At 41.7% G+C, this 19255-nt stretch carries 19 protein-coding genes; 13 read left to right on the forward strand and 6 right to left on the reverse strand.

What is annotated here, in order from left to right:
• Positions 1-529: 529 nt before the first annotated feature.
• From WA256_RS17580 to WA256_RS17590, 3 genes are read left to right on the forward strand one after another with little or no spacing between them, the layout of a single operon-like run.
• Entirely contained in the window at positions 530-2701 is a 2172-nt protein-coding gene (locus tag WA256_RS17580) for a putative bifunctional diguanylate cyclase/phosphodiesterase (protein ID WP_269407653.1), read from the forward strand.
• Positions 2702-2747: 46 nt separating this feature from the next.
• Entirely contained in the window at positions 2748-3761 is a 1014-nt protein-coding gene (locus tag WA256_RS17585) for a fatty acid desaturase (protein WP_063528825.1), read from the forward strand.
• Between the two features lies 1 nt (position 3762).
• The gene (locus tag WA256_RS17590) at positions 3763-4173 is read left to right on the forward strand and encodes a GFA family protein (RefSeq protein WP_063528032.1); all 411 of its coding nucleotides are present in this window, start codon (positions 3763-3765) and stop codon (positions 4171-4173) included.
• 14 nt (positions 4174-4187) lie between these two features.
• Here the strand turns inward: WA256_RS17590 and WA256_RS17595 are convergent, their stop codons facing one another.
• The 3 genes from WA256_RS17595 to rhlP form a co-directional block, all read right to left on the reverse strand.
• Positions 4188-5402 carry an MFS transporter gene (locus WA256_RS17595; RefSeq protein ID WP_269407654.1) on the reverse strand — a complete coding sequence of 405 codons (1215 nt, stop codon included), beginning with the start codon at positions 5400-5402 and terminating at the stop codon, positions 4188-4190.
• 66 nt (positions 5403-5468) lie between these two features.
• Positions 5469-7526, reverse strand: a complete 2058-nt coding sequence (locus tag WA256_RS17600; RefSeq protein ID WP_063528826.1) for a TonB-dependent receptor — start codon at positions 7524-7526, stop codon at positions 5469-5471.
• Positions 7527-7614: 88 nt separating this feature from the next.
• Positions 7615-8427, reverse strand: coding sequence for a rhombotarget lipoprotein (gene rhlP, locus WA256_RS17605; RefSeq protein ID WP_335992753.1), 813 nt, complete (start codon positions 8425-8427; stop codon positions 7615-7617).
• 251 nt (positions 8428-8678) lie between these two features.
• Between rhlP and WA256_RS17610 the strand changes: the two genes are divergently transcribed.
• The 3 genes from WA256_RS17610 (at position 8679) to WA256_RS17620 (ending at position 10624) form a co-directional block, all read left to right on the forward strand.
• The gene (locus WA256_RS17610) at positions 8679-9113 is read left to right on the forward strand and encodes a hypothetical protein (RefSeq protein ID WP_335992754.1); all 435 of its coding nucleotides are present in this window, start codon (positions 8679-8681) and stop codon (positions 9111-9113) included.
• Positions 9114-9212: 99 nt separating this feature from the next.
• Positions 9213-9533 (forward strand): hypothetical protein, encoded by a 321-nt coding sequence (locus WA256_RS17615; RefSeq protein WP_335992755.1) that lies wholly within the window; start codon positions 9213-9215, stop codon positions 9531-9533.
• Between the two features lie 17 nt (positions 9534-9550).
• The gene (locus WA256_RS17620) at positions 9551-10624 is read left to right on the forward strand and encodes an endonuclease/exonuclease/phosphatase family protein (protein ID WP_335992756.1); all 1074 of its coding nucleotides are present in this window, start codon (positions 9551-9553) and stop codon (positions 10622-10624) included.
• A 62-nt stretch (positions 10625-10686) separates the two neighbouring features.
• On the opposite strand, the gene WA256_RS17625 is transcribed toward WA256_RS17620, so the two are convergent.
• Entirely contained in the window at positions 10687-12063 is a 1377-nt protein-coding gene (locus WA256_RS17625; RefSeq protein ID WP_062566109.1) for an NAD-dependent succinate-semialdehyde dehydrogenase, read from the reverse strand.
• Positions 12064-12228: 165 nt separating this feature from the next.
• Between WA256_RS17625 and WA256_RS17630 the strand changes: the two genes are divergently transcribed.
• From WA256_RS17630 to WA256_RS17640, 3 genes are read left to right on the forward strand one after another with little or no spacing between them, the layout of a single operon-like run.
• Positions 12229-13266 carry an NAD(P)H-dependent flavin oxidoreductase gene (locus WA256_RS17630; RefSeq protein WP_062566108.1) on the forward strand — a complete coding sequence of 346 codons (1038 nt, stop codon included), beginning with the start codon at positions 12229-12231 and terminating at the stop codon, positions 13264-13266.
• Positions 13263-13829 (forward strand): Crp/Fnr family transcriptional regulator, encoded by a 567-nt coding sequence (locus WA256_RS17635; RefSeq protein ID WP_335992757.1) that lies wholly within the window; start codon positions 13263-13265, stop codon positions 13827-13829. The genes WA256_RS17630 and WA256_RS17635 overlap by 4 nt, the downstream gene beginning before the upstream one ends.
• 49 nt (positions 13830-13878) lie before the next feature.
• Positions 13879-14373 carry a YgjV family protein gene (locus WA256_RS17640; RefSeq protein ID WP_335992758.1) on the forward strand — a complete coding sequence of 165 codons (495 nt, stop codon included), beginning with the start codon at positions 13879-13881 and terminating at the stop codon, positions 14371-14373.
• Positions 14374-14380: 7 nt separating this feature from the next.
• On the opposite strand, the gene WA256_RS17645 is transcribed toward WA256_RS17640, so the two are convergent.
• On the reverse strand, positions 14381-14914 hold the full coding sequence (locus WA256_RS17645) for a cytochrome b (protein WP_335992759.1): 534 nt from the start codon (positions 14912-14914) through the stop codon (positions 14381-14383).
• A gap of 81 nt (positions 14915-14995) precedes the next feature.
• On the reverse strand, positions 14996-15508 hold the full coding sequence (locus tag WA256_RS17650) for an NUDIX hydrolase (RefSeq protein WP_335992760.1): 513 nt from the start codon (positions 15506-15508) through the stop codon (positions 14996-14998).
• 214 nt (positions 15509-15722) lie between these two features.
• Here WA256_RS17650 and WA256_RS17655 point away from each other — a divergent pair, with 214 nt between their 5' ends.
• The 4 genes from WA256_RS17655 to WA256_RS17670 are packed head-to-tail and all read left to right on the forward strand — an operon-like array spanning position 15723 to position 19245.
• Entirely contained in the window at positions 15723-17063 is a 1341-nt protein-coding gene (locus WA256_RS17655; RefSeq protein ID WP_063529440.1) for a sigma-54-dependent transcriptional regulator, read from the forward strand.
• A 10-nt stretch (positions 17064-17073) separates the two neighbouring features.
• Positions 17074-17283 carry a histidine kinase gene (locus WA256_RS17660; RefSeq protein ID WP_335992761.1) on the forward strand — a complete coding sequence of 70 codons (210 nt, stop codon included), beginning with the start codon at positions 17074-17076 and terminating at the stop codon, positions 17281-17283.
• Positions 17284-17305: 22 nt separating this feature from the next.
• Positions 17306-18784, forward strand: a complete 1479-nt coding sequence (locus WA256_RS17665) for a sensor histidine kinase (protein WP_335992762.1) — start codon at positions 17306-17308, stop codon at positions 18782-18784.
• Positions 18784-19245 carry a response regulator gene (locus WA256_RS17670; RefSeq protein WP_062566100.1) on the forward strand — a complete coding sequence of 154 codons (462 nt, stop codon included), beginning with the start codon at positions 18784-18786 and terminating at the stop codon, positions 19243-19245. The genes WA256_RS17665 and WA256_RS17670 overlap by 1 nt, the downstream gene beginning before the upstream one ends.
• Positions 19246-19255: the final 10 nt, after the last annotated feature.

Below are 19255 nucleotides of genomic sequence, written 5' to 3' on the forward strand. Positions count from 1 at the left end.
ACACCGAGTAGGAGAAGAGGCACAAGGGCGCGAATACATCAAAGGGCCGAGGTAGCTCCTCATTATGAGCCCGCATATAAGTACGCAGTCTGACAAAATTAACGAAGGGTATTGTGCAATAGGAGGAGTCCATATAAGGTAGTTTACTGCCGAACCAAGAAAACCGAACCAGCAATGCTGAAAAACATAATTCATGGCTAAAGCCATTCCTACGGGTACATTTTGCCTAGCGCCTAGCGCCTAGCACCCAGAGCCTAGAACCTAGCACCCAGAGCCTAGCACCTATAACTCAAATCTAAGTACCAATTCAGGCTCTATTAAAGCAACTTTTGTTCTATTTATAAGCGGTCAAGTTCGAACTATGCTTAGTCTACAAATAACCCCGAAAAATGTGTGCTTATTTGGTTGAAAATTAATCATTTAAGACTAGAGTACGATGGTGTTTGAATACATCTTATAATACAATTTGCGGTCTGAACTATAAGTGAAGTCAATCACTTAGTGCACAATATCGATAGGGTAGCATAGCGTGGGTACATACGACTTAAAGCGTATTGTTGAAAGTATTTCAAATCTTAAAAGTGAGAACTTTTATAATGCAATATGCCTGTCTTTATCAGAAGTGCTTGGTGCTTCTCATGTTTTTTTAGCTCAAGTCGATGAGTCAACTTTGCATGCAACGACTATAGCTTTGTGTGCGCATGACGAAATTGTTGAAAACATCAGCTACGATATCCGCTGTACGCCTTGTAATGATGTGAGCTGTGGCAGCATCTCAAGTTACAATGCAGGAGTTCAGCAGTTATTCCCTAATGATCAGCTACTTGTTGATATGGGTATCGAAGCTTATGTGGGTGTGCCTTTACAAAGTATTTCGGGTAAAACCGATACTATTCTTGTAGCGCTATTTCAGCATGAAATAAATGATGCGATGCAAATTGAATCTTTTTTCTCGTTATTTACTGGTCTTATCCAGCGTGAAATCGAAAAAGACCGTTTTATTGCTAAATTAGATTTCTCAAACCAATTGATTGAGCAAAGTCACGAAGCGATTTTTATTTGCGACCACAATGTACATATTACCTACGCGAATACCGCATTTACTAAAATGACGGGTTATTCGTTGGATGAAGTCTTAGGGCAAAATCCAAAAATTTTAAGCTCAAACAAGTATGATCCGCATTTTTATAAAGCAATGTGGCACCAAATTAATACTGAGGGAAAATGGTCTGGTGAAATCACCAATAAAACCAAACAAGGTAAGTTGTACACGCAATTTTTATCGATAACCAAAATGCAAAATAATGGTGAAGATTGCTATGTGGCGTTTATTTTGGATATCACCGAGAAAAAAGAAGCCGAGCAGAAAATTTATTTTCACGCAAACCACGATCAACTCACCGGTTTGACCAATCGTTTTTACTTCAAAGAGTACTTATGCCAGTTGCTGTCATCTTTGTCTTATCAAGATGATGAGAATACTAACTTAGCCGTTATCTACTTTGATGTTGATAAGTTTCAAGATATCAACACCGTTTACGGTTTAACCTTTGGCGATAAGGTTTTATGCGAGCTTTCAGAGCGCCTCGATGAAAGCTTTAAAGAGTCTGCTTTTTCGCGTATCGATGGTGATAGTTTTGCTATTTTACAAACTTATCAGCATGTCAGTGAACTTGAGCATGTTTGTAAACAAATTACCGCGTTACTTGTTGAGCCCGTTTCTATTGGCGGCATTAGTCAGCAGGTGTCAGTTACGCTGGGCATTAGTCGATTTGAGCAAACTAGCGCTGCTAGCTCACAAGAAAAAATCGAAAAAATTGCTCGTCGTTTAGTTCGCCAAGCTGAGCTTGCTACCTTGAATGCAAAACAAACAGGCGATGAATATCTGTTTTTCTGCAAAGAGATGGATAACAAGGTTAAAAAGCACAACTTACTGGTTGAGCAGCTTACACAAGCCGTAAAGAACAACGACATAGAAGTGTATTTTCAACCTATTATTGATATTGAAAATAATACGGTCGCTAAATTCGAAAGTTTAGTGCGATGGAACAACCAAGGGCAATGGGTATCACCTGCTGAGTTTATTCCGTTAGCAGAAGAGTCGCGGGTGATTATTCCCCTCGGTGAACTTGTATTGATTAAAACCTGCCAGCAAATAAAGGCGTTAGAAGCACAAGGTTATGAAAACTTTGTTTTTAATGTGAACCGTTCTTTATTTGAATTTACTGAGTTTAACCCTGAACGTAATGCATGGCTTGAGATTATTAAAGGGCAAGGGGTTAAACCATCACAAATTTCATTTGAATTAACTGAGAGTGTTTTAGCGCCAGAAAATACGAATCATCTCGATGTGTTAAAGCAGTTGAAGCAAGCTGGGTGTTTAATTTCGTTAGATGATTTTGGTACGGGTTATTCGTCTCTTAGCTACTTGCGTCGTTTTCCGGTTGATGTACTTAAACTTGATAAGTCATTTATTGATGAAGTACATGTTGATTTAGGCGACGAAGCGCTGGTTAAATCGATTATTCAAATGAGTCGTGTATTAGGTATTAAAGTCGTTGCAGAAGGAGTTGAAGAGCGCGAGCAATTGGCTGTGCTAAGCGAAGCCGGTTGTGACTATATACAAGGCTATTACTTTTCTAAACCATTGCCAGCAAATGATGTAGTGCCATTTTTAACGCAATTCTCTCGAGAGCAGTAGTTAATTACGGTATGATTTTGACATCAATCAGTTAGCAAACCTTGTGATGTCAGAATTAACCGCAAAGCAAAACATAAAGGCGATTGTTACAGCCATTAAGGTCGAAGAGCAATCGCTTAGAGCGCATTACCCTATTCTTAACCAGCAAAACGCCATTGCGATGGTTATTCTACTCGTGTCGTTGTTTTCACTGATTGGCGTTGCGACTCTTTATTACTTAGCGGTTATTCCCTCGTGGCTTTGCATCATTCTGGCTGCCTTTATTACCTCGGTATCGCATGAGCTTGAGCATGACCTTATCCATAAGCAGTATTTTAGTAATCACCCTTTTATACATAACTTTATGATGTTAACCGTGTGGCTTATGCGGCCGAATACGGTGAATCCTTGGTATCGCAGAAAGATTCACTTACATCACCATAAAGTATCCGGCACCTCACAAGATTTAGAAGAGCGTTTAGTGGGCAATGGCATTAAATCGCCATTTTTGAGGGGCTTGGTCATTACTGATGGTCTGCTAGGTTTATTAATCAATACCAAGCGATTTAGTAAAGAAATTAGCGGCTTTAAGTTTTTACGGGTGTTTAATGCAGGCTTTCCGTTTGCAACCGCGTATTTTGCGATTCTTTATGGGGTAATTGCTTATTACGCAGTGCAGTTTGTACAGCCATTTACATTGCCGCCGTGGGGAGCTGAGTTACTGGCGGGAGCTGAGTTTTTAATGGTGGTACTTATTGTGCCTAATATCATTCGCTCAACGTCTCTTAACTTAGTGACATCTTCAATGCATTATTATGGCGGTGTAAATAACTTGCTTGAGCAAACGCATGTGATCACCAGCCGTTGGTTTTTACCGTTTCAGTTATTTTGTTTTGATTTTGGCCGAACCCATACAATCCATCATTTTGTGCCGAACCAGCCCTTTTACATTAGGCAATTGATTAGCAAAAAAATACGCCTTATTATGGCCCAGCATGGAGTACGTTTTAATGATTTACAAAGCTTAAAACATGCCAATCACTATCCAGTAAAAGAGCAGCCACCTCAACAAGGAGTTTAATATGAAGGTTACCGGTCGTTGTCATTGTGGTGAGGTAACTTACTACGCAGAAGTTGACGAAAATAAAGTGATTAACTGTCACTGCACTGACTGCCAAATTATCTCAGGTGCGCCTTTTCGTACGGTTGTGGTGTCTGTACCAGATGGGGTTACCTTTACAGGTGCTGAGCCAAAAGAATATATAAAAATTGCCGAAAGTGGTAACCAGCGTGCGCAAGGGTTTTGTGGTAACTGTGGTACGGCCTTGTATGCGACTTCTGTAGGTGCAGGCGAGCGTATTTATGGCTTACGTATTGGCGCTATAGAGCAAGCTGATAAGCTTATCCCTAAAGCGCATATTTGGTATCGCTCACATAAACCTTGGCTCGATAACCTTAGTAATATGAGCGCCTTTGAAACCGCACCTAAATAGCCGCGGTTTCATATTTATTGTTGGCCGATGGTGATATTTCGGCCACTTAAGTAACCAAATAAAGCACACAATAGGCTAGATGCAATACACAGCCAAAGTGCTCCCGCCCAGTTATTAAAATAACTATGTAAGGCGCCCGCAATAATAGGGCCTGTTGCAGCCAATAAATACCCGATACATTGCGCCATACCCGATAACGCCGCAGCTTGCATTGAGTCATGAGTGCGCAGGCTTACAAATGATAAGCCCAATATAAAACAGGCACCTGAGCAAAAACCTAAGGTGACTGACCAAAGCATCGCAAAACTAGGCGCAACTAATAATCCAACAGAACAAAGCGCACCAAGTAACGCTAAGCTTAGCGTTAAGATGCGTTGATCTTTTAATTTGGCAAGTAGTGGAATAAGCACAATACCTGGTAGCGCTGAGGCTACTTGAAAGGCGCCTTGTAAAGCACCCGCGTGCTGCGCACTATGGCCGCCTTCTATTAAAATGCTGGGTAGCCAACCTAGCATGATATAAGTGAAAAACGAGTTAAAGCCGAGCAATAAGGTGATTTGCCAAGCAAGTGTAGAGTGCCAAATTTTGCTTTGCGTACTGTTTGAAACGGATGCCTGTTTTGGCATGGTATGTTGCTTAAGTTGTGGCAACCACACCACAATTGCCAGCACAACCAATAAGGCATAACTGGTAAGTGCCAATTGCCAACCAAGGTCTTTATACTCAGCTAGCGGAATGATGAGTGCTGAATAGCTGCCACCAAAAATGCCCATTGCCAAAACATAACTGGACGTCATTACAGCGACTTTGTGTGGAAAGTCACGTTTTATCAAGCTTGGTAATAACACATTACCAATCGCGATACCGACACCAATTACAGCGGTGCCAATAAATAGTACTGTGGCAGAATCAATAACACGAGAGACAACCCCTATGCCAATTAATACAAGGGCAATAAACAGTGATACTTCAAGGCCGCATTTTTTAGCAAGGCTTGCTGCCATGGGTGAAGCAACAGCAAATGCAATTAAAGGTAAAGTCGTCAACATGCCTGCTTGTGATGCATTTAACTTAAACTGATCAATGATCTGTTCAAGTACCGGCGCAATACCAGTGATAGGGGCTCGCAAACTGGCTGCAATAAGAAAAATGCCCAGCACTAAAAGAAGGTTACGAATTAGATTTTGAGAAGATGTCACGCTGTTTAGGAGTAATAGCAAGAGGTACATTTATCATACCAAAACACTAAACAGCGTGGGTGAACTATGAGATAGCTCACCAAAAAATGCGGTTATTTAAAACTGATAACTTGCTGATAACATGGCGTTGCGCGGTCTACCCGGAAAGTAGCGGTCGCCACTAAATGTAGTGTAGTCAGCGCGCTCTGCATAACGCTCGTCGGTTAAATTGTTTATTCGTGCAGTCACAGTAAAGTTAGCTGATAGCTGCCACGCCGCTCTTAAATTTACTAATGAGTGGCCTTGGTAACTATGCTGGTTTTCAGGGTCAGTAAAGTAGCTGCTGGTGGTATGTAGCTCAAGACCAACACGCGTGATGTCGTTTGCTTGCCAAAGTAGCTGTAAGTTAGCGATGTTACGTGGTGCAGTATCAATGAGATTACCATTGATATTAACTCCGCTGAGTAACTGGTCATAACTGTATGTATGCTTGGCGTGACTCGCGGCTAACTGCATCGATAAGCTTGGCGTAATGGCATAAGCTAACTCAAGCTCAACACCACGATGCTGGGTTTGGCCATCATTGACGTAATAAAAATCACTGTCGCGGAAAATTGTGTTCTTTTTATTCATTGCATAAATGCTAACTACATAATGCAGCTGTGCTTGTTGACCTTTTAAACCAAGCTCTAGGTTTTTAGCTGTTTCAGATTTCAGATCTGCGACATTTTGTTCGCGTTGTAACTGATAAAGCTCTGCCGCTTGCGGTGCTCGATAACCTTCTGAAGCATTGGCGTAGATAAACTGGTTTTTAGCATATTGATAGCTTAAACCAAGCTTAGGCGAAAAGTTAGTAAAACGATTTACACCGCTTTCTGGTCGAGAATAGCGACATCCACCCATTGCGCATGGAGTACCATCTTCTTTTGTGCGGCCAGCCAACATATGGTTGTTGTAGTCATATCGCATACGCTCGTATCGGCCACCAAGGCTGATAAGTAACTCATCAAGTTGCCAATCAAGGTTCACAAATGGTGCTAATAGGGTGCTAGTTACTTGATAGTCGTAATGTTTACCTTGAGGCACGGTGGCGACTAAAAACGCTGAGCCTTGAGTGGGGCTGTCTTGATATTGTAAAAAGTCAGCATCTGTAAGCTCACCATCAAAGCCAACGGTTAACAGGCTAGAACCTGTTAGCTTATGCTGCCAGCTTGATTGAAGGCCAACACCTTGCTGAGCATTTTCTTCAAGGGGAGTACCCGGTAAAAAGTGCTTAAAGAAGGTCATGTTTTGATCGCGGATATAAGGCGTTAGGGTAAAGCTGTTAGTCTCATCTTGTGCCCAATTTAGCTTTGACCAAACACGCAAAGATCGGGCTTTACGAAATGCATCAGGATCAAAATTAGACTGAGCTATTTGCTCATCCTTATAGCTTTCAAAGCCCTCGATGTAGCCAGCTGTTTGCTGATCTAAATGGGTGTAAGTCAGGCCTGTACTTACACTTAGTTTTTCGCCATCAAAACGGTGACGTAGCGAGAGCTTTTCTTGATCAACACTTTCGTCATCACGATAACCCGTATCTCGGGTGATCGTGGCATTAATGCCTAAACCTTGCTGGCCAAAGTCACGCCCCGTACCAAGTTTGTAGCGAGTGTAGCCAAACGAGCCGTAATCAAAACCAAGTTGGTTGTGGTCATAGGTCGTATCTGGCGTGATCACGTTGACTACACCATGCACTGCATTTGAACCATAAAGGGCAGAGCCCGGGCCTTTCAGTACTTCGATACGTTCAGCCATTTCTGTGTGGGCTTCGAATAATTCATTGATGTTGCAAAAACCAGCTGCGCGAAGTGGAATACCATCTTCAGCGGTAAGTAAGCCACCGCAGGCACCAGCACCAGAAAGTACAGGCGAACGTAGAGCGGGTAAATACTCTTGGCCGTTACCGTGTTGAAGATTAGCACCGGCCACTTGCTTAAGGACTTGTTCAATATGGGTAGGAGCGATTAGGGCTAGTTGCTTTTGTGAAATACTGCTGACCACAACAGGCAATGGATCTGCCAACACTTCGTTGCGCGAGGCGGTCGTTGTAATATGTTCTAGCTCATTATTAGCGAAAGCTTGATGGTTAAATAATGAGGTGCTCACAAGCACTGAGAGTATCGACAACTTCATGAAAACCCTTTGGTTAGGTACAACAAAAACCAAAGGGTAACTGCTTTTTAGGATGGGTAAAAGCTTTCGCGATTAATAACTTTGTCTGTTATGCGCTACGGCGATGTACGGCAAAACCTGCCAGTACTGCAACTAACCAAAATAAGCTACTGCCGCCAGTACCATTTCTGTGCGTGACATTAGCTACTTTTTCTTCTTTAACGCGGGTTTTAAATTGCGCCAATTCCGCATCGAGATTCGTGATCATGTCATCAACGGCACCATTAAAGCTTTCCAGCGACTGCTCTTTAGCGACTTCATTGATGCCAATCGCTGTGCTGCGTTGCTCTGCTTTATGTATACCTGGAGCGCGAAACAGCATTTTTCGGCTTTTTACATCAAATACGGCGGTATCTACAAAGGTTTGTACTGAGTTTTCATTGCCCGGAATCACATATAAACCCACAATCGTTAGATATAAAAAAGCGGCGTTATTTTCTAAGCTTTGCGATACTTGGTCGTACGAAACAAGCGCCATAATATCCACATCATATAATCGTGATACTTGTTCTAATGTGGTAAACCCTTCGCCGCCTTTTAAATATGTGCTTGGGATCACTTCAATGCGGTCAATATAGTCATATTGCATAAACTGCTTTTTAACTTTGTTCAGCAGTGCCACTTCGTCTCCGTGGTGTAAGCCATCATTGTACTTGTTAGGAATAAAGGCAATCCCTACAGTAGCAGGTAAGTTCAAAGTTGGGATCGTTGCTTGATGGGCTGCTCTGTCTTGCTGGTCTGGGTAAAGATACTCAACCAATGAACTTGATTGCGTTTTTTGATTGCCATATTGGCTCATCATGGCACTACAGCCCGTTAGTGCAGTAATGCTAATGACCAAACACCATTTTAGTAGATTCATAAATTATCCTTATTATGTAGTGAGGAAGCGTTTGTTTATGTTGCAAATATAACGACAAACGCCCCAAACGGAACTGTAACTCAGACTCGATTTTTCGTAAATAGTGCCAAAGAAGTTTAAAGAAATGTAAAGGTTAGCTTTCTAATGTGTTGATATGTAAACAGTTGCGTTTTTAAATTGTAACCCTTCATCTATGATTCAGGCTAAAACGTTAGGCTTTTTATCAAGAGCAAACGTTAAGGGTCTCTATTATGAATAAATTACTTACTATCTCAGTTGCCGTTTTAGGTTTGAGTTTGATGCCTATGGAAGCAAACGCGAAACATGATCGTGACCATGATAGATACGAACATAAGCACGAACGTAAAAAGCATAAAAAGCATAAAAAACACCACAAACATCACCATCATGACAGACATGATCGTTATGATAGATACGGCCGTTACAGTTACCGTGATTTACCACCTGGTTTATACAAAAAAGTAGGGCATGGTGGTGGCTTACCACCAGGTTGGTATAAGCGTTATCATCATGGTGATATTCTTGACCGTGATATATATCGTCATGGGCGAGTGATTAAACGTCGCGACCGAAATGGTATTATTGCCATCGAAATCGACGACCGTCTTATTCATCTAGTACACGATACGCGAGAGATTTTATCAATTGTTACTCGCCATCGTTAATCCTGTCAAAAGCCGCTTAGCGGCTTTTTTTAGCTGCTTTCATACCCAGTTCAGAAAAACTTGCTACGCTTAACTGGGACTAACAAAAGGAGCACTCGTATGAAAGCATTGTTAACAGTTGCAGTAATAGGTTTGAGCTTAGTGACGGCTGGCGCACTTGCAAAAGATAAAGACAAGGATAAGGACAAAGGTAAAAGCCTGCCACCTGGCCTAGAAAAGAAACTTGATAATGGTGGTGATTTACCACCTGGTTGGCAAAAAAAATTACGTAGAGGCGATATTCTTGACCGTGATATTTACCGCCGTGGCAAAGTGATTAAATCACGAGACAGAGATGGTCTAATTTCAATTCAAGTCGACGATACTGTCGTGCGTTTAGTGGAAGATACCCGAGAAATTATTTCTATTTTGAGTCGCTAATTTTGCTTGAATCGATCATGACTTATGGATTGAGTTCACTATTGGCCATGCTGCTAGTGGTCTCAATCTTGCCATTTTCATATTCCCAACATTATTTAATTCGCAGTTGTGACTTTGTACGCTTGCAAGTGGTTTACCTTGCTTGTGGGAGCTTAATTGTTGCAAGCTATTTAATCAGTCGTACGGGATCAATGCTTTATATTGGTTGCGCTTTGGCTAGTATCCTAGTGCTGTTATTGCAAGTTGGCTGGATTTACCCTTACACAAGGCTCGCTAACAAAGAAGTTGCCTCAAGTAATAAGTCCGATAAGCACAGTATTCGTATTATGTCGGCAAATGTACTGATGTCGAACACCGAATATGACAAACTCATTGGCTTAGTTAAAACGCACCAACCTGATTTACTCATTACGTTAGAGTCTGATCAAACTTGGCAAAATGAACTGAGCAGTTTAGAACAAGAGTACCCATATCGAGTGTACTGCCCAAAAGATAATCGCTATGGCATGCACTTGTACAGCAAGTTTAAAATCAAACAACAGAAAGTTTGTGAGCTTATAGAAAGCGATATCCCCTCAATTCATATTTTGTTTGAAGATGCAGATGGCGTAGAAGTACAAGGGCACTTTATTCATCCTGCTCCTCCGAGTCCCACAGAAGAAGACAGTTCACGACCGCGTGATACTGAGCTGATAATCTTAGCTAAAGCACTTAAAAACAGACAGCGACCTTGTATTGTTGCAGGAGATCTAAATGATGTTGCTTGGTCGCGGAGCACCCGCTTGTTCATGCGTATTAGCGGTTTGTTAGACCCACGCAAAGGTCGCGGCTTTTTTAATACGTTTCATGCCAGTTATTTCTTTGTGCGCTGGCCGCTTGATCACCTTTTTCATAGTAATGAGTTTAGCGTTAAGCGTATTGAGCGTTTGGCAAAATATGGCTCAGATCATTTTGCACTACTTACTGAACTTGTTTATAACCCCGATTCTGACAATCAAAAACAACAAGAGCAGATTGATAAAGAAAAAGCAGTGGATGAGTTAAAAATGCCATCAGCGTCTAAGCAGCAAGTGCCCATGTTTGAAAAGTGAGAACCTTATTCAGGGTGGACAATTAGATATAAGAAAGGGCTCTAATGAGCCCTTTTTTGTGGTTAGTCGTTGATCATAATGGTTTTGATATTAACAAATTCACGTAGCCCAAAGCCGCCGTGTTCACGGCCATAGCCACTGTCTTTTACACCACCAAATGGTAAGTTCGGCTGAGCAAGACCATAGCCATTAATATTCACCATGCCGGTATCAAAATGGTGCTTTGCAAGCTCAATGGCTGCTTGTTCGTCTTTTGAGAAAATACCGCCACCAAGACCATAGCGAGAGTCATTAGCAATTTGCATAGCCTCATCATTATCTTTTGCCCTGATAAGCGATGCTACAGGGCCAAATAATTCATCATCATAGGCGGGCATGCCCGGTTTAATGTTTTCAAGCAGAGTCGGGGTGTAATAAAAGCCTGTGTGCTCAGCAACGTTACCGCCGGTAACAATGCTCGCACCCGCATTTACTGAATCAGTCACTTGCTGATGAAGTTTATCGCGCAGATCTTTACGGGCCATTGGACCGAGCGTGGTTTTTTCATCATTCGGATCACCAAGAACAACTTGTTCAAATTGTTCTTTAATTAAGGCTTTAAAATCATCGTATAAAGCATCAACAACAATAAAGCGTTTTGCGGCAACACAGGTTTGCCCGTTATTGATCAAACGCCCTTGTGTACATGCGGTAATCGCGGTATTTAAGTCAGCATCATCGAGTACAACATAGGCATCGTTACTGCCAAGCTCAAGTACGGTTTTCTTAACCTGTTTACCTGCAAGCTCAGCAACTTTTTTGCCTGTTTCGTCGCTACCAGTAAATGTCACACCTCGAATAGCTGAGTGCTCAATAAGTTTGCTTGCGGTTTTGCCGTCAATCAGTAGATTTTTAAAGCAATAGTCATCAAAGCCAGCTTGAGTAAATAATTGCTCAATTTTTTCAGCCATGCCAAATACATTGCCTGCATGTTTTAGCACCGTGGTATTACCCGCCATGATATTCGCACAAGCATAGCGAATGACTTGATAAAGCGGGAAGTTCCAAGGTTGGATACCTAAAACGACACCGATTGGTTGGTAGCTAATAATTGCACGGCCGTCTTGCATATCACGGCTTTCATCAGCAAGCACTTGTGGCCCTTGCTCTGCGGTATAGCGACAAATTGCAGCGCAAAGCTCAACTTCCTGTAGGCCTTGTTGATATAACTTTCCCATTTCATCGGTCATCAACTGGGCCAACTCTTGCTGGTTTGATTCAATTACTTGTGCAAGTTGATTGAGTAATTTTGCACGCTGCTCGTGGGATGTGGTGCGCCACTTTAAAAAAGCTTGATGACATTGGTCAACTTCACTCTGTGCTTGTTGCAATGACAATAAATTATATGTATTTAAGGTTTGCTCATTGGCTGGATTGATTGTAGTTACAGTATCAGTCATCATTATCTCCTTACAAAATTGTAGGAAAAGGTTTGCAAGGCTAATACCTATTTTTCGCTGTTCTAGCTGTTTGATTTAATTGTGTTTTATTTAATTTGAACTTGGCTAGGCACTCTTTTTTCTGTAAAAACTGCAACAGGCTGCAAAACTTACAAGGAATACGTAATGACAAATTCTGTGTTAAATACCGAACTTGCGATTATTCAAGCGCCAATGGCGGGTGTGCAAAACGCCAAACTGACAGTGGCTGTTTGTGAAGCTGGGGGGCTTGGCTCGTTACCTTGCGCTATGCTCTCGGCTGAGCAGCTTGTCTCAGAGCTTGATTACATTAGCCAGCATACTGATAAGCCTTACAACCTTAATTTCTTTTGTCATCAAACACCTGACTATACAATGGCTCAGCAAACTGCATGGCATAATGTACTTGAGCCTTATTTCGATGAGTTTGCTGTCGATGCCTCACAATTTACCCGTAACGCTTCACGCCAGCCAATTAATCAGCAAGTGATCGATATTATCGCGCCTTATAAGCCTGCCATTGTTAGCTTTCACTTTGGCCTGCCCAGTAAAGAGATTGTTTCTCAGATTAAAGCGTGGGGCGGAGCGGTTCTTTCATCAGCCACGACATTAGATGAAGCGCGCTGGTTACAAGCAAATGGTGCCGATGCGGTTATTGCACAAGGGATTGAAGCAGGCGGCCACCGCGGCCATTTTTTATCAATGGATTTATCGCTGCAACCAACCACTGTTCAATTGGTGCGAGAGTGTGTAAAGCTTGATATTCCCGTTATTGCTGCGGGTGGAATTTGTACAGCAGAAGATGTAGCCCAGTACCAAGCATTAGGTGTAGTAGCAGTGCAGGTGGGGAGCGCTTACTTACTTTGTGAAGAAGCGACAACAAGTGCTTTACATCGTGAAGTATTAAAAACGGCTAAGCCAGACTCAACAGAATTGACAACCTTATTCTCTGGCCGACCGGCCCGAGGAATACGCAACAGAGTGATGCAAGAATTAGGGGCGATGCCAGAGCAGGCGCCGCCATTTCCGTATGCGTCGATTGCGATGACGGCATTACGTGCAAAAGCAGAGGCTAAAGGCGACAGTGGTTTTTCACCGCTTTGGTGTGGTGAGCGCTTTGTGGTTCGAGAAGGTATAAACGCCCAGCAAATTACTGAACTACTAATGCAAGGTTGGCAGTCTTGACTGATACCCAGTTACTCCCACTTGGTGATAGTTACCATCAACTAGCCTGTGAATTTCGTAACAAGCTTGCTGGGCAATGCGCCATAAAGCGTTTCGCTAAAGGTGATGTTTTATTGCAGCAAGGTGACGAACAAGATGCAGGTTACTTAATTATATCTGGGGTGCTTGGGGCATTACATGCATCATCGCAAGGTGCGCAAAAGTGTAAAGAGTTCTACTTTCAAGATGAATTTGCACTGCTATATGGTAACTGGTTAACCAAAACCCCAGCGCTTTACCAGCTCAAAGTGATACGTGATGCTGAGCTTATTAAGGTGCCTTTGGCTTTACTTGATAGTGCCGACTGGCAAGCAATAAAACATCAGTTAATTAGTCAGCAATTAATGTTTAAAGAAGCAAAAGAAGCGTTTTTATTACTCAATACCCCTGAGCAGCGTTACCAATATTTACTGGAACAAAAACCGCATTGGCTTGAACAACTGAGTTTAAACGAGGTTGCTATGTATTTAGGGGTTTCTGCGATTTCTTTATCGCGAATTAGACGGCGTCTTAACTTAAGTTAAGGCGTAGCAAAACAGTAAACATTACACTGCTGATTTTTCAGGAGTCGTTATGTTTATTTTATCTCAGTGCTTAGTTGCCATTGCCACATTACTCGATTTGGCTTCATTTCAGTTTAAACAAAGGCAGGCAATTTTAGCTTGTTTGTTTAGCTCGGTTTTACTGACATCTGTGCACTTTATGCTGCTCGATAACTTCAGCGCTGCATGTTTAATGCTGATTGCAGCACTACGTTATGGCTATTGTATTTTTGCCCGCAAAGCCTGGGTGATGATAGCTTTTATGCTTTTGAGTATTAGCGCAGTACTACTTACTTGGCAAAGCTGGATTAGCTTTATCGCGCTGTCGGCAACGTTACTGCAAACTTATGCTTCATTCCAAGGCAAAGATTTTACCCTACGCATACTGATGATTGTTGGCACGATTGGTTGGATAGTCCATAACATTTTGGTTTTTTCACCACTAGCAGTGGTAATGGAAACGGTGTTTTTAATAAGTAATTTAGTGGGCTTATGGCGCTTTTATGCTCATCCTAAGCCCGCTTAAATTTGATTTAAGACTTACCTAGCATGCGGCTCAACATGCCATCTTTATCAACAAACTGGTGTTTAAGTGCAGCAGCAATGTGTAAGGCTAAAATCACCACGATAATAAGCACTGAACTGTGATGCACAAAGCTGCCTGCATCAGCAAGCCAAGGTGTTTTCTCTGGTGCGCTCAATAGCTCAAACTCAAAGAAGCTAATTGCACGACCACCCGTATAGCTCATGATAAAACCAGATAACGGCATAGCTAGAGTTGCAAGTAATAATAAGCCATGAGTGAGGTGAGCTATCGCTGTTTGCCATTTAGGCATTTCAGATGTCGCGGGTAATGCACCTTCTTTAATACGCCAAATAAGCCTTGCAATGGCAAAAACTAATACCACTAAGCCCATTGATTTATGCCAACCCATATAAGTAAATTTAGCAGGTGGCTCGGCAAAATCAGCAACATAAATGCCCATCGCGAATACGCCGATAAACAAAATGGCAACGGTCCAATGTAAAAGGATGGTTGGCTTTGAAAGGGGGGCTACCTTACTCATGGTTTACTCTCATAATTGGTTTTAACTATAAGTATAGACTGCCACAATATCTGATGGTTGCGTAAAGTAATGTAAAATAACTTAAAGAGTGTCAGCAATCAGCTTTAATAAAAAGGTCTCGCGCTGAATCGATAGTCCCTGTTTATCACTCATTGCCATGGTGGTTTCGTTGTGTGCGATGGCATCAAAAATATTCACCCACTTAGGGTGCATGCCATTTTGCACTTCGTAATGCTCCATTTTTGGGTCTGTAAATTCATCGCTAATTTCACAGTAGTAGCAATAAGATTTGATATGAACACAATCAAAGTCGTCTTTATACCAAGGCCTAACTTCTTCGTATAATCCTAATGGCTGCTTTATTTTAATTTGTAGTGCGCCTGTTTCTTCATGTAACTCTCGTAGAAGCCCTTGCTTAATGCTTTCGCCTTCATCAACGCCACCACCAGGTAGGCTATAGTCATCATAACGGGCGGTGTATAAAAGTAGTATTTGTTCACCTTTTAAAACAATGGCGCGGGCAGTGTGACGAATGAACACCGTTCCATAGTCATTACTTAAACTTGGGTGAATTACTTTTCTTAATAACTTCATAGAATTACAACTTTAAATTAATGCAAGTACAGCTTGGCTTAATATTGAACTCGCCATAATAACCTTTTTTCCGAATTTAATTCATTATACTTACCCTAAATCGAAACTAATAAGGTAATATAACTGGAATTAAGAACTATTTAGGTATCTAACGTTTAGTTTTATTTTCGAAAAAACTTTGCGTAGAATGGTAGAAAAAGCTTAGGAAATGAATATGTTGAACGTACTTTTAGTTGATGATGACAGTGAATTTAGCGATGTAGTTTGTCATATAGTTGAGTTCCTAGGGCACAATATAAATACCGCAGCGAACCTTGCTGAAGCTGAGCAATGGTTTGAAAACAATACGTTTGACCATGTTTTTTTAGATTTTATGTTGCCAGATGGCAGCGGACTTCATTTACTTGAGCACTTAAAAGCTATCGGTCAATCGCCGCGTGTTACGTTAATTTCAGGTCACCCTTCAGTAAAAGGTAAGTTGGCTGAAATGTGTGAGCCAAATGTCGGCCACCTAGTTAAGCCACTTCAACGTGAAGACATTGAGCGTGTACTTAACCCTAAAAAAGCAGCCCCTAAGAAAAAAGCAACGCCAGCGATTAAACGCCACTTCGGCACTCTAATAGGTGAATCTGAGGTGATGCAAAAGCTTTACACTATGATTGAACGCGTCGCTGCAACCTCTGCTAATGTGATGTTGATGGGTGAAAGTGGTGCAGGTAAAGAAGTGGTGGCGCAAGCAATTCACAACGCCACTGAGTGTGATGGTCCTCTAGTGGCAACTAACTGTGGTGCATTTTCAAAAGAGCTGATTGGTAGCGAGCTTTTTGGCCATGAAAAGGGCGCATTTACAGGCGCGATTGCGCGTAAAGAGGGGGTGTTTGAGCAAGCTGCTGGTGGTACTTTATTTTTAGATGAAGTAACTGAAATGCCAATTGATATGCAGCCAAATTTACTGCGTGTGCTTGAAAGCAAAAAAGTAACTCGAGTGGGTGGTACCAAAGAGCAAGCAGTGAATTGCCGTGTTATTTCTGCAACAAACCGCACCTTGACCGACCTTGCGCAAAACAATGTTATACGTGAAGATATTTACTTTCGTTTAGCGGTATTCCCCATTGATATTCCACCGCTTCGTGAGCGCAAAGAAGATATTCCACTGCTTGCCAATGCCTTTTTAGAGCAGCTTAATGAAGAAAACGGCACCGACTTTAAATGGCAAGCGGCGCAAATCAAAGAGCTAGAAGCTCATGATTGGCCAGGTAACGTGCGTGAGCTTCGCCACGCTATTCACCGTGCTTTTATTATGAGTGACCCTAAAGGCACTACTATTACCTTACCTGAATCATTAGAGTCACCATTTTCTAAAGTGAATAAAGAGAGCCAAGCAAACCAAGTCGTTGCAGGGCAAACCATTGAAGAAGTTGAAAAAGAATTGATCCACGCTACTTTAGATAAAGTACAAGGTAATAAGACGATTGCAGCACAAATGCTGGGGATCAGTACTAAAACACTTTATAACCGTTTAAATGCTTATGGAGGCATTGGCGAATACAAATAAAAGGATAGCTATGAATAATAACGAGTCTTTACGAAAAATGGTGCACGATGCCCGTGCGCCGCTGAACCGTATTTCAATGAATGCAGAGTTAGTTAAGCTCGTATTAGAAAATGATATACCAAAACAAAAAGCACTAGAGGCATTAAATAAAATAATAGCTAATTGTCAGCAGTGTAGTGAGCACTTACAGGAAATAAGCGACACTCACGCAGCTGATTAAGCACTTAAAAACTGGGAAGCAAATGCAAAAACAAAAAGGAAAAATAGCAGTCAGTTGGGCTGGCTTTATTGCCGTGGTGCTGTGTATCGTGGTGGCTAATGCGTTTTTAGCCCTTAATAGCATTCGCTCACTCACCGAAACACAAAGTAGTCTTGATAACACCAACTCGCTTAACACCGCGATTGAGCGTTTGCATTTATCTGTAGTGCAAGCTGAGTCAGGTCAGCGTGGTTATTTACTTACTGACCGAGAAGATTATTTACTGCCTTACAATGATGCAATCGCTTCAATGCAGGCGCAGATTATGCTTGTGAAAAGTCTTCATTCTGAAATTGAAGGCCAAGCAGACCGCATTGCTCGTTTAATATATTTAGTAAACGACAAAGTTGCGGTGATGACTAAAACCACCGATCTGGCCCTTGCAAATAAAGACGTTAAAGCTCGCCGCTTGTTATTAACAGACCAAGGCCGTGATTTATACAAAGATATCCGCGCTGCAGTTGATGAAATTCAAATGCGTGAACTGAACTTTAAAATAGAGCAGTTTGCAAAGCTTTCTGAGATTAGAAATGAAGCTAAGCTAACATTTGCGATTACGGCTGTGACCAGTACCTTATTGATTATAGGTATGTTTGTATTAACTCGTATTAACCAACGTAACCAAGCTAAATATAGAGCTGAACTTGAAAGCCAAAATGAGAATCTAGCGGCAAAAGTTGCAGAACGTACCCAAGAGCTAACCATATACTCAGACGAGTTAAGCCGCTCTAACAGAGAGTTAGAAGACTTTGCTTTTGTTGCAAGTCATGATTTACAAGAGCCACTGCGTAAGATTCAAGCTTTTAGTGACCGCCTCGAAAAGATGTTTAAAGATGAACTCGGTGAAAAAGGCATCGACTATATTAGCCGCATGAAAAATGCCGCTCAGCGTATGTCTAATTTAATCAACGACTTGCTTGAGTTCTCACGTGTAACCACCCGGGGTAAAGACTTTATTGATACTGATTTAAATGAAGTTGTTGCAGAAGTTCTTGATGATCTTGAAATTGCGATAAAAGAATCTGAGACCACGGTTAATCTCGACACTTTACCGCATATTCAAGCCGATCCAAGCCAAATGCTGCAATTGTTCTTAAATATTCTTTCTAATGCTGTGAAGTTTAGGCGTGAGGATGTTGCGCCTGTGATTGATATTACATACCAGCGAACGTCAGAATTCAGCGAAAATCACAACACTGATGTTGAATGGGAAATTATTACTATTTCAGATAACGGCATCGGTTTTTCTGAAGAGTACCTCGAAAAAATATTTGTTCCGTTTCAGCGATTGCATGGTCGTTCTCAATATAAAGGCACAGGCATAGGTTTATCGGTTTGTCGCCGTATTGTTGAGCGTCACGGCGGAGAAATAACCGCAAGCAGTCGCGTTGGTGAGGGTGCAAGTTTCACAATTAAATTACCCGTGGAAGCATCGCTTTTCACATTACAAGGAGAGGCGTAATGCCACTTAATAAAGTTAAACCAATTACCATTTTAATGGCTGATGACGACGAAGATGATCGTTTATTAACCCAAGATGCATTGGCCGAAAGCCGTGTATTGAACGAGCTGTTTTTTGTTGAAGACGGTGTAGAACTGCTTGAATACCTTGAGCGTAAAGGCAAATTTAGTGAAAAAGAAAACTCGCCTCGTCCGGGCTTGATTTTACTCGATTTAAATATGCCGCGTATGGATGGTCGAGAAGCTTTACAAGCCATCAAAGCCAACCCTAACTTAAAGGGGATTCCGGTTGTGATTTTAACCACATCAAAACAAGAAGAAGATATGGTTAAAGGCTACGACTTGGGCGCTGCATCATACATCACTAAACCGGTTACTTTTGAAGGTTTAGTTGAGTTAATGCAAACATTAGGGAAATACTGGGTAGAGTTTGTAGAGCTGCCAACATCACAGAACGATTAAGTCCAATTCG

This window comes from Pseudoalteromonas sp. CH_XMU1449-3, assembly GCF_037027245.1.
GTDB lineage: Bacteria > Pseudomonadota > Gammaproteobacteria > Enterobacterales > Alteromonadaceae > Pseudoalteromonas > Pseudoalteromonas shioyasakiensis.